General features: G+C 72.4%; 12 protein-coding genes and 1 pseudogene. 7 read left to right on the plus strand and 6 right to left on the minus strand.

Features of this window, described 5'->3' with window-relative positions:
* Positions 1-97 (plus strand): annotated as a pseudogene (locus tag IF00_RS45770) (heme-binding protein); the annotation flags it as partial.
* Between the two features lie 92 nt (positions 98-189).
* On the plus strand, positions 190-1,620 hold the full coding sequence (locus IF00_RS0125830; RefSeq protein ID WP_030321925.1) for a M1 family metallopeptidase: 1,431 nt from the start codon (positions 190-192) through the stop codon (positions 1,618-1,620).
* 87 nt (positions 1,621-1,707) lie between these two features.
* On the opposite strand, the gene IF00_RS0125835 is transcribed toward IF00_RS0125830, so the two are convergent.
* Both IF00_RS0125835 and IF00_RS0125840 read right to left on the minus strand, forming a co-directional pair.
* Positions 1,708-2,232 carry a GNAT family N-acetyltransferase gene (locus IF00_RS0125835; protein ID WP_030321926.1) on the minus strand — a complete coding sequence of 175 codons (525 nt, stop codon included), beginning with the start codon at positions 2,230-2,232 and terminating at the stop codon, positions 1,708-1,710.
* Positions 2,233-2,298: 66 nt separating this feature from the next.
* Complete coding sequence (locus tag IF00_RS0125840) at positions 2,299-2,874, minus strand: TerD family protein (RefSeq protein WP_030321928.1); 576 nt, start codon at positions 2,872-2,874, stop codon at positions 2,299-2,301.
* Positions 2,875-2,989: 115 nt separating this feature from the next.
* Between IF00_RS0125840 and arfB the strand changes: the two genes are divergently transcribed.
* Positions 2,990-3,427, plus strand: coding sequence for an alternative ribosome rescue aminoacyl-tRNA hydrolase ArfB (gene arfB, locus IF00_RS0125845; protein ID WP_078944851.1), 438 nt, complete (start codon positions 2,990-2,992; stop codon positions 3,425-3,427).
* 34 nt (positions 3,428-3,461) lie between these two features.
* Here the strand turns inward: arfB and IF00_RS0125850 are convergent, their stop codons facing one another.
* The gene (locus tag IF00_RS0125850; RefSeq protein WP_030321932.1) at positions 3,462-4,025 is read right to left on the minus strand and encodes a flavin reductase family protein; all 564 of its coding nucleotides are present in this window, start codon (positions 4,023-4,025) and stop codon (positions 3,462-3,464) included.
* A gap of 299 nt (positions 4,026-4,324) precedes the next feature.
* On the opposite strand from IF00_RS0125850, the gene cdgB reads away from it, so the two are divergent.
* Positions 4,325-6,133 carry a diguanylate cyclase CdgB gene (cdgB, locus tag IF00_RS0125855; protein WP_030321934.1) on the plus strand — a complete coding sequence of 603 codons (1,809 nt, stop codon included), beginning with the start codon at positions 4,325-4,327 and terminating at the stop codon, positions 6,131-6,133.
* 95 nt (positions 6,134-6,228) lie between these two features.
* Positions 6,229-7,206, plus strand: coding sequence for a CBM35 domain-containing protein (locus IF00_RS0125860; protein WP_030321935.1), 978 nt, complete (start codon positions 6,229-6,231; stop codon positions 7,204-7,206).
* Positions 7,207-7,228: 22 nt separating this feature from the next.
* Here the strand turns inward: IF00_RS0125860 and IF00_RS0125865 are convergent, their stop codons facing one another.
* The 3 genes from IF00_RS0125865 to IF00_RS0125875 all read right to left on the minus strand — a co-directional run bounded on the left by IF00_RS0125865 (position 7,229) and on the right by IF00_RS0125875 (position 10,394).
* Entirely contained in the window at positions 7,229-8,155 is a 927-nt protein-coding gene (locus IF00_RS0125865; protein WP_030321936.1) for a 1-phosphofructokinase family hexose kinase, read from the minus strand.
* Positions 8,156-8,292: 137 nt separating this feature from the next.
* Positions 8,293-9,435: an N-acetylglucosamine-6-phosphate deacetylase gene (nagA, locus tag IF00_RS0125870; RefSeq protein ID WP_030321938.1), complete on the minus strand. Its 1,143-nt coding sequence runs from the start codon at positions 9,433-9,435 to the stop codon at positions 8,293-8,295.
* Positions 9,435-10,394, minus strand: a complete 960-nt coding sequence (locus tag IF00_RS0125875) for an ROK family protein (RefSeq protein WP_037639086.1) — start codon at positions 10,392-10,394, stop codon at positions 9,435-9,437. The genes nagA and IF00_RS0125875 overlap by 1 nt, the downstream gene beginning before the upstream one ends.
* A 220-nt stretch (positions 10,395-10,614) precedes the next feature.
* Between IF00_RS0125875 and IF00_RS0125880 the strand changes: the two genes are divergently transcribed.
* Both IF00_RS0125880 and IF00_RS0125885 read left to right on the plus strand, forming a co-directional pair.
* On the plus strand, positions 10,615-11,898 hold the full coding sequence (locus IF00_RS0125880; protein ID WP_030321943.1) for an ABC transporter substrate-binding protein: 1,284 nt from the start codon (positions 10,615-10,617) through the stop codon (positions 11,896-11,898).
* 59 nt (positions 11,899-11,957) lie between these two features.
* A complete protein-coding gene (locus IF00_RS0125885) occupies positions 11,958-12,221 on the plus strand; it encodes a DUF3263 domain-containing protein (protein WP_030321945.1) in 264 nt (87 codons plus the stop codon).
* The last annotated feature ends 47 nt before the right edge of the window (positions 12,222-12,268 follow it).

Here is a 12,268-nt window from a genome sequence, read left to right on the forward strand (position 1 = left end):
GGGCGCGCCGATCGCCGGCATCGGTGTCGCGGGCGCCCCCTCGGGCGACCTCGACGAGAAGTTCGCCCAGGCCGGCGTCGCCTCCCTCGGCAAGTAACCGCGTCAGCGGTCCACGGTCGGCGATGGCGCCCGGATCCCCCGCCGGGCGCCCTCGCCTTCTTCCGTGTCGATCCTGCTTAGGATCGATACGTGACCCAGCGCAACCGGACGGACCGGCACCACCGGACCGGAGCAGCCGCGGGCGGCCTCGCCGCCGCCCTCACCGCCCTCGCACTCCTCGCGGGCGGCTGTACGGAGGCCACCGGCGGGGTCCTGGGGACCCCTGGGGCCGCCGGGCTGCGCGACCCGTACTTCCCGAAGCTCGGCAACGGCGGCTACGACGTCGGCCACTACGCCCTCACCCTCGCGTACGACCCCGGGACCGGGCGGCTCGACGGCACCGCCGAGATCACCGCCCGCGCCACCCAGGACCTCAGCGCCTTCAACCTCGACCTCGCCGGGCTCACCGTCGACCGGGCGTCCGTCGACGACGCGCCCGCCGCGGTCAACCGGGCCGGGAACGAGCTGACGCTCCGGCCGCGCGAGGAGATCCGCGAGGGCGCGGAGTTCCGGACCACCGTCACGTACGGGGGCGTGCCCGAGCCGATCACGGACGCGGACGGCTCCCGGGAGGGCTGGCTGCGCACCGACGACGGGGCCGTGGCGGTGGGCGAACCGGCGGGCTCGATGACCTGGTTCCCGGGCAATCACCATCCCTCCGACAAGGCCGCGTACGAGCTGAGGCTCACCGTCCCGGCCGGGCTCGAAGGTCTCTCCAACGGGGTCAGGACCGCCCGCCGGACGGCGGCGGACGGCCGCGTGACGACCGAGTGGCACACGGCCGAGCCGATGGCGAGCTATCTCGCGACGGTCGCGATCGGCCGGTACGAGACGGCGTCCGCCGCACCTGGTTCCGGAACGGTCCCCGTGCTCACGGCCGCCGAGCGCCCGATCGCCGACGCGACGGCCCCGCTGCGCGACGAGATCCCCGAGATCGTCGCCCGGCAGGCCCGGCGCTTCGGCCCGTACCCCTTCTCCACGGCCGGCGCGATCGTCACCGAGAACGAGGCGCTCGGGTACGCCCTGGAGACCCAGACGCGGCCCGTCTTCCCGGCCTCCGCCTTCGACCGGACGACCCTGGTCCACGAGCTGGCCCACCAGTGGTTCGGGAACTCGGTCTCGCCCGCGAGCTGGCGCGACCTGTGGCTGAACGAGGGCTTCGCGACGTACGCCGAGTGGCTGTACACGGAGGAGTACGAGCACGTTCCCGCGCGGACGCACTTCGAGCGGGCCTTCGCCCAGGAGACCAACTGGGCCTTCCCGCCGGCCGCCCCGCCCACCGCCGAGAATCTCTTCGACCCGCCCGTGTACCAGCGGGGCGCGATGGTCCTGCACAAGCTCCGCGAGACGGTCGGGGACAGGACCTTCGACGAGATCCTGCGTGGCTGGCCCGCGAAGTACCGTCACGCCAACGCCTCCACGGACGACTTCACCAGCTACGCGGAGAGCGTGGCGGGGCGCGATCTGGACGAGCTGTGGGACGTGTGGCTGTACGGCGACGGCAAGCCGGCGAAGCCCTAGGGGGCGCTGCGCCGAGCAGGCCGGCTCGTCGGGGCACCTCCCGGGAGGGGCACGGGTCCGGAGGCCGACGGGCTCTCCCCGCCCGGGTCAGGCCAGCGTCTTCCGCATGACCACGCACGCGCGGCCGTGGGCGAGGTCCGGGCGGCGGTCGGTCTCCGCGTAGCCGAGGGAGGTCCAGAAGGCGAGGGCCTCCGGGTTGTTCTCCAGGACGGCGAGCCGCAGGCCCGTACGGCCCTCGGTGCGGAAGCGGTCCTCGACGTACCCGGCGAGCCGGCGTCCGTGGCCCGCGCGCCGTTCGTCCCCGTGGACCATGAGGAGTCCGAGCCACGGTTCGGTCTCCGCCGGGTCGGGGTGCCGGCCGAGGGTGACGGCGACGGCGACGAGCCGGCCCCGGGAGCGGGCCAGGAGCACCTCGGCGGTGGGCTGGGCGAGTTCGTCGGCGAGGGCGGCCGCGACCTGCTCGGGCCGGATGTCGGACGGGTCCGGGAAGTCGCCGCTCAGCTGCTGGAACTCCTCGTTCGAGGCGTACAGCGCGGTGAGTTCGGTGAGCAGCGGGCCGGGGAGGGCCGCACCGTCCTCCAGGGCCTTGGGCGCGAGGGCTTCGACGATCACGCGGCAAGGGTAGAGCCCCGGCGGGACGACCCGGCCGGGGCTCGAGGGTGCTGCGGGGGGCGTCGGTCAGAGGTTGACGCCGAAGTCGCGGGCGATGCCCTCCAGGCCCGAGGCGTAGCCCTGGCCGACCGCGCGGAACTTCCACTCGGCGCCGTTGCGGTACAGCTCGCCGAAGACCATGGCGGTCTCGACGGCGGCGTCCTCGGAGAGGTCGTAGCGGGCGAGCTCGGCGCCGCCGGCCTGGTTCACGATGCGGATGTAGGCGTTGCGCACCTGGCCGAAGTTCTGCGAGCGGTTGACCGCGTCGTAGATGGAGACCGGGAAGACGATCTTGTCGACGGTCGGCGGGAGGGCCGCGAGGTTGACGTTGATCTGCTCGTCGTCGCCGCCGCCCTCGCCGGTGCGGTTGTCGCCGGTGTGGACGATGGTCTGGTCCGGCGTCGACTTGTTGTTGAAGAAGACGAAGTGCGCGTCGGAGGCGACCTTGCCGGCGGCGTCCACGCCGATCGCCGAGGCGTCGAGGTCGAAGTCGGTGCCGGTGGTGGTGCGGACGTCCCAGCCGAGGCCCACGGTGACAGCGGCGAGGCCCGGGGCCTCCTTGGTCAGAGAGACGTTGCCGCCCTTGGACAGGCTCACAGCCATGGAAAGTCCCTTTCATCGTGGTGTCTTCGCCTGGAGAAACGCGTGGTGCCCCCGGACGGTTCCCGGGGTGCTCCCGGCGAAAACAGGATGACTCCGATGGCCCACTGCGGGGAACATGGGGGGCATGTCCGGTCCGTATCCCATCCGCGGCTCCGTCTCGCTCCCCGAGGCCGAGCTCCAGTGGCGTTTCTCGCGTTCCTCGGGTCCGGGCGGTCAGCATGTGAACACCAGCGATTCCCAGGTCGAGCTGCGCTTCGACCTCGCGGCCACCGACGCGCTGCCCGAGGTGTGGAAGGCCCGCGCCCTGGAGCGCCTCGCCGGCCGTCTGGTGAACGGCGTCGTGACGGTCCGCGCCTCGGAGCACCGTTCCCAGTGGCGCAACCGCGAGACGGCGGCGGTGCGGCTCGCCGCGCTGCTCGCCGAGGCGACGGCCCCGCCGCCGAAGCCCCGCCGTCCGACGAAGATCCCCCGCGGAATCAACGAGCGCCGGCTGCGCGAGAAGAAGCAGCGCTCGGAGACGAAGCGGACGCGACAGTCCCGCGACTGGGGCTGAGGGCCGCTCCACGGTGTCCCGGGCTCGGGACGGGTCAGGACAGGTTCCGGTACTTCCCCTGGTAGTAGGTCAGCGGGCCGCCGCCCGCCGCCCCCGCGTCCACCGTCAGGACCCGGCCGACCACGAGCGTGTGGTCACCGGCCACGACCCGGCTCTCCGTACGGCACTCCAGGGTCGCCAGCGCGCCGCCCATGAGCGGGGCGCCGCTCTCCTCGCCGCGGGCGTACGGCAGGTCGGCGAAGAGGAGGCGGTCGCTGACGCGGTTCTTCATGGCGAAGCGCCCGGCGATGTGCCGCTGCTTCTCGCCGAGGATCGACACCGCCCAGACGGGCACGTCGGTGAGCAGGTCGTCCATGCGGGAGCCGTTGCGCAGGCTGACCAGGACCAGGGGTGGGTCGAGGGAGACGGACACGAAGGCCGTGGCGGTCATGCCGACGTCCTCGCCGCGCGGGCCGTCGTCGGGGTCGTGCGCGGTCACCAGGACCACACCGGCCGCGAGGCGGGACATCGCCGCCCGGAACTCGTCGTTGCTCACCCCCTCAGCATGAGGGATGGCCAGATCGGACACGGGGGGCGAGGCGGGGGTCTTCTGCAGCACACCAGCACGCTAGTCCCGGCCCTCCGGGGACCGCATCGGGCCGGGGGACCAGGCCGCCACCCCCGCCGGTCCTAGGACCCGGGGCCCCGGGCCGGGCGGGACCCGCGGCGCCCCGCGCCGACCCCGCCATGACCTGCTGTGACTTGAGTCACAGCGACCAGTATTTGCTGACCCTGTGTACCGGGTGTGCAGCTCGCTGTGATTCAGTGGCAGTGACAGTGCAATACGAACGGTGACTGTGCAACACGAAGCCGATGAGAACCCTGGAGTTGCTGTCGAGGTCTCGGGGAGAGCGAGCGATGGAGACCGAGTCGGAGCCGTACGTCCGTCTCTCGACCCTGCGGCAGCTGCATCAGGTCGTGGCGGACCTCAACACTGCGCGCAGCCTGGCGGACACCCTGCAGACCGTCGCCGACGGTGTGGTCGCCGGTCTCAACTACGAGCTTGCCTGCGTCAACCTCGTCCGTCCCGACGGTGACCTCGTCGTCGCCGCCTTCGCCGGAAGCTCCGCCGCCGAGGCCCTGATCACCGGCCGGGTCGGCTCCCGCGCCTCCTGGGACCGCCGCCTGTCCATGGCGACCGCCTGGGGCGACCTGCGGTTCATCCCGCACACCGAGGGCTGGGTGCTGATGGAGGACGACGTCCCCCAGTGGCACACCGACGGCCCCGCGCCCCGATTCGAGGACGAGTGGCACCCGCACGACCGTCTCTACGCCCCCATGTACTCGCCCCGGCTCGGCTCCGCCCGTCCGGGGGGACCCCCGCCCGGCTCCGGCCGTGAGCTCCTCGGCGTCATATCCGTCGACCGTCCGCGCAACGGCCGGCACCCCGGCCCCTGGGGCCAGGAGGCGCTCCAGATGTACGCCTCCCAGTCGGCGATCGCCATCAGCAACGCCCGGCTCCGGTCCAACATGCAGCGCGCCCTGGTCCGCCTGGAGCGGGAGCAGCAGGCGCTCCGCGCCAGCGAGGAGTCCTTCCGGCAGGCCTTCGAGTACGCCCCCTCCGGCATGGCCATCGCCGAGATGGGCGGCGACCAGCACGGCCGGCTCCTGCGCACCAACGACGCCCTGTGCCGGCTCCTCGGCCGGCCCGCCGCCGCCATGCGGCGCTACTCCTTCGCCGACCTCGTCCACCCCGAGGACATAGGGACGCTGCTGCGGACCTCCGCCGAGGGCGGCCGGGCCGAGCTGCGGCTCGGGCGGCGCGACGGCACGTACGTGTGGGTGTCCCTCCGCAACTCGGTCGTCGCCGACGCGGCCGACGGACCCCGTTTCCTCCTCACCCACGTCGAGGACATCGAGGAGCGCAAGCGGCACGAGCTCCAGCTCGCCCACCGTGCCTCGCACGACGCCCTCACCGGCCTCCCCAACAGCGCCGAGCTGCGCTCCCGGCTCTCCGCCCGGCTGTGCGAGCGCCCGGCGGCGCACGTGTCGGCCGACCAGGCCGCGGGGTACGGCGGGGGGTACGAGTCGGGGCGGGACGGCGGCTACGGGACGGGCTACGAATCGGGCTACGACCAGGGTCACGCCGAGCAGCCCGGCCAGACGGGATACGAATCCGGCGGCTCCGGTGGCCCCGGTCACTCCGGCTACGAGTCGCCGTACGACCACGAACACGAGCACGGGTTCGGTTTCGAGCCCGCGGGCGTCGGCCCGTACGACCACCACGTCCACATGGTGGCCCCCTCGGGTGGTGACATCGACGACGGCACCAAGGGCCTCGCCGTCCTCTTCTGCGACCTCGACGGCTTCAAGTCGATCAACGACCGCTTCGGGCACCACACCGGTGACGCGGTGCTCATCGAGGTCGCGCGCCGTCTCACCACCGGGGTCCGCGACGGTGACACGGTCGCCCGGCTCGGCGGTGACGAGTTCGTCGTCCTGGCCGACGGTCTCGGCGCGGCCGACGCGGCCGACCTGGCCGTACGCCTGCGCAACGCGATCATTCCGCCGATCCGGGTGGACGGTCGGGCGGTCCGTGTCGGGGCGAGTTTCGGCATCGGCTGGGCCGAGTGCGGGATGACCGTGGAAGAGGTCCTGAACTCCGCCGACCAGCGGATGTACGTGGAGAAACGCTCCCGCGCCAAGGTCCACCGCCGCGCCGGCTGAGGCTCCTGACACGCCCGGGGCCGCTTCGGGGGCTGGTCCGTTCGGGGTAGGCTCGGCCGGTCGGCGACGGCTGGCGAGCATGGAGAGGAACCCGGATGGCTGCCGGTAACGACGGCGCGAACAAGCCCGAGAACGACGACCCGTTCGGCTACCTGTACGAGGACGGTCAGGCCGCGGGCGCCCAGCCCCCGGGTGGGGGTGGCTACGGCTATCCCGGCCCCGCAGCGGCTCAGCCCGGCGTGCCCCGGACCTCGTACAACCAGGTCAGAACGGTCGGCGAGCGCCAGTACGGCGGCCAGCAGCAGGCGCAGCCCTACGTACCGCCGCAGCAGCAGGCCCCGTACGGCCAGCCGCAGGCGCAGTACGCCGCCCCGGAGACCTACGGCGGCCCGCCGACCCGGCAGGGACCCCCGCCGCAGCACCATCACGGTGGCGGCTCCGGCCGTGGCCCCAACACCCGGGGCATCCTCATCGGCGCGGTCGCGGTCGTCGCGGTCGTCGTGGTGGGTATCGCGGCCGCGGTGATCACGAACTTGGGCAGCGACGACGACAAGAACAACCAGGCCGGCACCGGTGGCACCACCGCGACCGCGCCTGTGAAGCCGTCCGACGAGCCCAGCGGCGAGCCGAGCGCGGACAAGACCCCGGTCGAACTCCCGAAGCAGGAAGCGGCCACGCTGAAGCTGGGCGGCAGCGCGGCACTCGCCAAGGACGTCAAGGGCGCCGAGGGCGCGAACGGCACCTACGTCGGGGGCTTCAACCAGGTCGGTTCCTCGGTGACCTGGAAGGCGAAGATGCCGGCGGCCGGCTCGTACACCCTGACCGTGCGCTACGCCATCCCCGCCGTGGACGCCAACGCGACGCTGACCGTCAACGGCAAGGCGAACACGCAGCCGATCGGCCTGAAGAACTTCATCCACTCCTCGGACCCGAACCTGGAGAAGAACTGGCAGACCACCTGGGCGCCGGTCGAACTCCAGAAGGGCGAGAACGAGATCAAGATCTCGTGCGAGACGGGCAATCAGTGCGACGTGCTGCTGGACTGGCTCGAAGTAGGGCCGCCGAAGTCCTAGCCGGCCCTCGACCGGCCGTGCGTCACGGCCGGTCCGGTTCCTCGGTGACCTTCACGCGGGGCAGCAGTTCCTCGTAGGCCGTCGGGTCGAACTCGCCGGCCACCGGGGAGAGCACCGTCGCCGCCGAGAGGGCGACCGCGCGGGACAGGCGCTCGGGCCACGGCGAGGCATCGACCAGGCCCGACAGCAGGCCGGCGACGGCCGAGTCGCCCGCGCCCGTCGGGTTGCCCTTCACGGCCGCCGGCGGGGCCGCGCGCCACAGTCCCTCCGGGGTAGCGGCCAGCAGGCCGTCGGGGCCGAGCGAGGAGACGACCGTCCGGGCGCCGCGGCCCCGTGCCTCGCGGGTCGCGCGCAGCGGTTCGCGGCTGCCGGTGAGCTGGGCGAGTTCGTCCGCGTTGGGCTTGACGAGGTCCGGGCGGGCGGCGATGCCGCGCCGGAGGGGTTCGCCGCTGGTGTCGAGGAGAACGGGGACTCCGGCCGTACGGGAGAGGCGGACGAGTTCCGCGTACGCGCCGACGTGGATGCCCGGCGGGAGGCTGCCGCAGAGGGCGACCGCCGCGGCGCCGTCGAGGAGCGCGGTGAAGCGGGTGCGGAAGGCGGTCCACTCGGCGGCGGTGACGGTGGGGCCCGGTTCGTTGAGCTGGGTGGTGTCACCGCTCGCGGTGTCGACGATCGCGACGGTACGGCGGGTGGGGCCCGCGGTCTCGACGAGTTCGTCGCGGACCGGGGTCGCGGCCAGCTGTTCGCGCAGCACGGCACCGGTGGCGCCGCCCGCGAAGCCGGTGGCGACCGTCTCGTGGCCGAGCGCGGCGAGCACCCGGGCGACGTTGAGGCCCTTGCCGCCGGGGCGCTCGATGACCTGGGTGACCCGGTGGGAGGCGTGCGGGATGAGGGCGGGGACCCGGTAGGTCAGGTCCACCGCCGTGTTGAGGGTGACCGTGAGAATCACCTGACCAACCCCCGTACTTCCGTGTGAAGTCCTGCGGAACGCGCGCTCCGACGGGCACTGATCATGCCAAACGAAAGGCGGTTGGCCCAGACCCCCGGCCCACCGCCCTTCCGTGTGACTCCTGATCAGAAGCGTGTTCAGGCCTTCGGGTCGACGATCCACTCGCCCTTGCGCATGACGCCCCTGAGGTTGAACTCGGCGTCCAGGACCACGATGTCGGCGTCCTTGCCGGGCTCCAGGGAGCCGACGCGGTCGTACACGCCGAGCAGCCGGGCCGGGTTGGCGGAGATCGCCTGGACGACCGACTCGACGGGGAGGCCGTCGATGGTGGCGGCGCGCTTGAAGGCGCGGTCCAGGGTGAGGGTGGACCCGGCGATGGAGCCGCCTTCGACGAGGCGGGCGACGCTGTCCTTCACCTCGACCTCCAGGGGGCCGAGCATGTAGCGGCCGTCGCCGAAGCCGGCGGCGTCCATGGCGTCGGTGATGAGGGCGACGCGCTCGGGGCCTGCGTGGTGGAAGGCGAGCTCCAGGGCGGCGGGGTGGAGGTGGGTGCCGTCGTTGATGAGCTCGACGGTGATCCGCTCGTCCTCCAGGAGGGCGGCGATCGGGCCGGGCGCGCGGTGGCCCAGGGCGGGCATCGCGTTGTAGAGGTGGGTGGCGACGGTGGCGCCGGCGTCGATGGCCTCGACGGTCTGCTCGTAGCTGGCGTCGGTGTGGCCGATGGCGGCGATCACACCGTGCTCGGCGAGCAGACGTACGGAGTCGATGCCGCCGGGCAGTTCGGTGGCGAGGGTGACCATCTTGGCCCGGCCTCGGGCGGCGTCGATCAGCTTGCGGACGTCGGCCGGGTCGGGGTCGCGGAGCAGCGTCTCGTCGTGGGCGCCCTTGCGGCAGGGGGAGATGAAGGGGCCCTCGAAGTGGAGGCCGGCGATCTCCCCCTGTTCGGCGAGCTCGGAGAGCAGCCCGGCCCGCTGGGTGAGGAAGTCCATCTCGCCGGTGACGAAGGAGGCGACGACGGTGGTCGTGCCGTGCAGCCGGTGGGTGTGGACGCCCTTGAGGACCTCGTCGACGCTGCCGGAGGTGAAGGACGCGCCGCCGCCGCCGTGGTTGTGCATGTCGACGAAGCCGGGGACGAGCCAGTGCCCGGTCAGGTCGACGGTGGGGGCACCGTCGGGCGTGCTGCCCGCGATGCGGTCGCCTTCGACGATCACGCGTCCGTTCTCGACGATCCCGGTGGGCAGCACGACGTGTGCGCCGGCGAGAACCTTGTGATCGGCCATCAGGCGGAAACCTCCGAGTCGGTGGGGCGCTGGGGGCGCTGGTCGGCGAGCAGGTCCCAGGCGAGGAGGCCCGCGCCCAGGCATCCGGCGGTGTCCCCGAGGGCCGCCGGGACGATGGCGGGCAGCTTCTGGAACGTGACTCGCTCCTCCACCGCGGCCCGGAGTGGTGTGAACAAGGTTTCCCCGGCCTCGGCGAGTCCGCCACCGATGATGAGCGTGCGCGGGTCCAGCAGGGTGAGGGCCGTGACCAGGCCGTCCGCGAGGGCGTCGACGGCGTCCTGCCAGATCCGGAGGGCGGCGACGTCGCCGGACTCGACGGCCTTGGCGCAGTCGGCGGCATCGGCCTTCGGGTCGCCGCTCGCCTCGGCCCAGGCCTGGGAGACCGCGGAGGCGGAGGCGTACCGTTCGAGGCAGCCGCGCTGGCCGCAGCCGCAGACGGTGCCGCCGGGGCGGACGACGATGTGGCCGATCTCGCCGGCGTAGCCGTGGGCGCCGGCCTCGATGCGGTCGCCGATGCCGATGGCGCCGGCGATGCCGGTGCCGAGGGGCACGAAGAGGAAGCGGTCGGCGCCGTTGCCCGCGCCGATGCGGCCTTCGGCGAGGCCGCCGGTGCGGACGTCGTGGCCGAGGGCGACGGGGATGCCGTCGAGTCTGCCGCTGAGGAGTTCGCGCATGGGAACGTCGTGCCAGCCGAGGTTGGCGGCGTAGACGGCGATGCCGTTCTCCGCGTCGACGATGCCGGGGACGGCGACTCCGGCGGCCGCCGCGGGCTCGCCGTACCGCTCCTGGCCGAGGGCGCGGAGCTCGGCGGCGAAGCCGAGGATCGTCTCCACGACGGCCTCGGGGCCGCGGTCGCGTCCGGTGGCGCGGCGGGCCTCGTGGAGCAGGGTGCCGTCCGCCCCGACAAGGGCGGCCTTCATGCCGGTGCCGCCCACATCCAGGGCGATGACGTGTCTCACGGGTGACAGTTTGGCCCTCGGGGACCCAAAAGGTCTAGTCCACTGCCGAGGATTGTTGCGTACGGATACAAATTCGGGTCCCGTCATGGGGCCCATCGTCCCGGTGACGTTGCGGAAGTGATACCCGAGTGGTGTAGACCTCATACCCGCGCACGCGAGAGACTTACGGCCCTGCGCAGAGCAAACGTGCGGCTCGATGCAGCTCAACGACGAGCAAAAGGTGGATGAAGCCGTGGAGCGGCGACGATTTCTTGGATTGACCGCGGCCGTCGCCGCACTCGGACTGACCGCCACGGTCGCCGGCTGTGGCTCCCTCGGAGGCGACTCCGGTGATGTGACCCTGAGACTGGTCGCGGCCGACTACGACCTCACCGGCGGCGACACCACCAAGAAGTACTGGGCCGACCTCGTCGCCGCCTTCGAGGCCGGACACCCCGGCGTCAAGGTCGAGGTGCAGGTCGAGTCCTGGGACGACGTCGACCGCAAGGTCGCCGAGATGGTCGAGGCCGACAAGGCCCCCGACATCGCGCAGATCGGCGCGTACGCCGACTACGCGGCCGCCGGCCAGCTCTACGCCGCCGACGAGCTCCTCTCCATACCCGTCCAGTCCAACTTCCTCGCCCCGCTCGTCGAGGCCGGGGAGCACAAGCGGACCCAGTACGGGCTGCCCTTCGTCGCCTCCACCCGGCCGCTGTTCTACAACACGTCCCTCTTCGAGAAGGCCGGTGCGAAGGCCCCCACCACCTGGGCCGAGCTCGCCGAGGCCGCCGAGAAGCTGAAGGACGACGGTGTCCGCACCCCCTTCGCGCTGCCCCTCGGCCCCGAGGAGGCCCAGGCCGAGGCCCTGATGTGGATGCTCAGCGGCGGCGGTGGCTGGACCGACGGCACCGACCACTACGCGGTCGACTCCGACGCCAACATCAAGACCTTCGACTGGCTCAAGAAGAACCTGGTCGGCAAGGGCCTCACCGGGCCCGTCGCCCCCGGCAAGCTCAACCGCAAGGCCGCCTTCGCCGCCTTCGCGAACGGCGAGGTCGGCATGCTCAACGGCCACCCCTCGCTCCTGAAGGAAGCCGCAAGGAAGGGCGTCAAGGTGGGCCAGGTCCCGCTCCCGGGCGTCGACGGCCATGCCGACGCCGCCATGGGCGTGGCCGACTGGATCATGGGCTTCAAGCAGAACGGCCACCGCAAGGAGATCGGCGACTTCCTCAACTTCGTCTTCAGCGACGAGAACGTCCTGAAGTTCGCCGGCGACAACGACCTCCTGCCGGTCACCGTCACCGCCTCCACCCGCATGGAGACCGAGCCCGAGCACGCCAACCTGCGCGTCTTCCTCAAGACGCTCCCGGAGAGCCAGCTCCCGCCGGTCGGCAAGACGTCCTGGGCCAAGGTCAGCGAGAACGTCAAGCAGAACATCGGCAAGGCCGTCACCCCGGCCGGGGTCCCCTCCGAGGTCCTCGGAGCGATCGGACGGGCGGCGACGGCGGCGGAGAGCGCCGAGTAGGAGGGCGGCGCGATCGGGCGGCCACGGCGCCGAGGAGCGCCGGGTAATAGGTTGTTCGTATGACCGAGGAGCGGGAAGCGGCGGACAACGGCGACGAAGGCGGGCTCGGCGAGCGCGAGCAGGCCCTCCTCTCCGTCGAGCGCCGCTCCTGGCCCGGCCCCGGCGCCAAGGAGCGCGCGGTCCGCGAGAGCCTCGGACTCTCCCCGACCCGCTACTACCAGCTGCTCAACGCCCTCCTGGACGACCCCAGGGCCCTCGCCCACGACCCGGTGACGGTGAACCGGCTGCGGCGGGTGCGGGAGGAGAAGCGGGGCAAGAGGTGAGATCGGGCGTCCGGCCTCGCCCCCACCGGCCTCGGTGGAGGGCCGGA

Source organism: Streptomyces flavochromogenes, assembly GCF_000717595.1.
In the GTDB taxonomy this organism is placed as follows: Bacteria; Actinomycetota; Actinomycetes; order Streptomycetales; family Streptomycetaceae; genus Streptomyces; species Streptomyces flavochromogenes.

Bases quoted from the DNA above. Each gene is read 5' to 3' on its own strand.
- nagA (WP_030321938.1), bottom strand. From the start codon at position 9,435: ATGGCCGATCACAAGGTTCTCGCCGGCGCACACGTCGTGCTGCCCACC.
- IF00_RS0125840 (WP_030321928.1), bottom strand. From the start codon at position 2,874: ATGGCTGTGAGCCTGTCCAAGGGCGGCAACGTCTCTCTGACCAAGGAG.
- cdgB (WP_030321934.1), top strand. From the start codon at position 4,325: ATGGAGACCGAGTCGGAGCCGTACGTCCGTCTCTCGACCCTGCGGCAG.
- IF00_RS0125860 (WP_030321935.1), top strand. From the start codon at position 6,229: ATGGCTGCCGGTAACGACGGCGCGAACAAGCCCGAGAACGACGACCCG.
- arfB (WP_078944851.1), top strand. From the start codon at position 2,990: ATGGGGGGCATGTCCGGTCCGTATCCCATCCGCGGCTCCGTCTCGCTC.
- IF00_RS0125885 (WP_030321945.1), top strand. From the start codon at position 11,958: ATGACCGAGGAGCGGGAAGCGGCGGACAACGGCGACGAAGGCGGGCTC.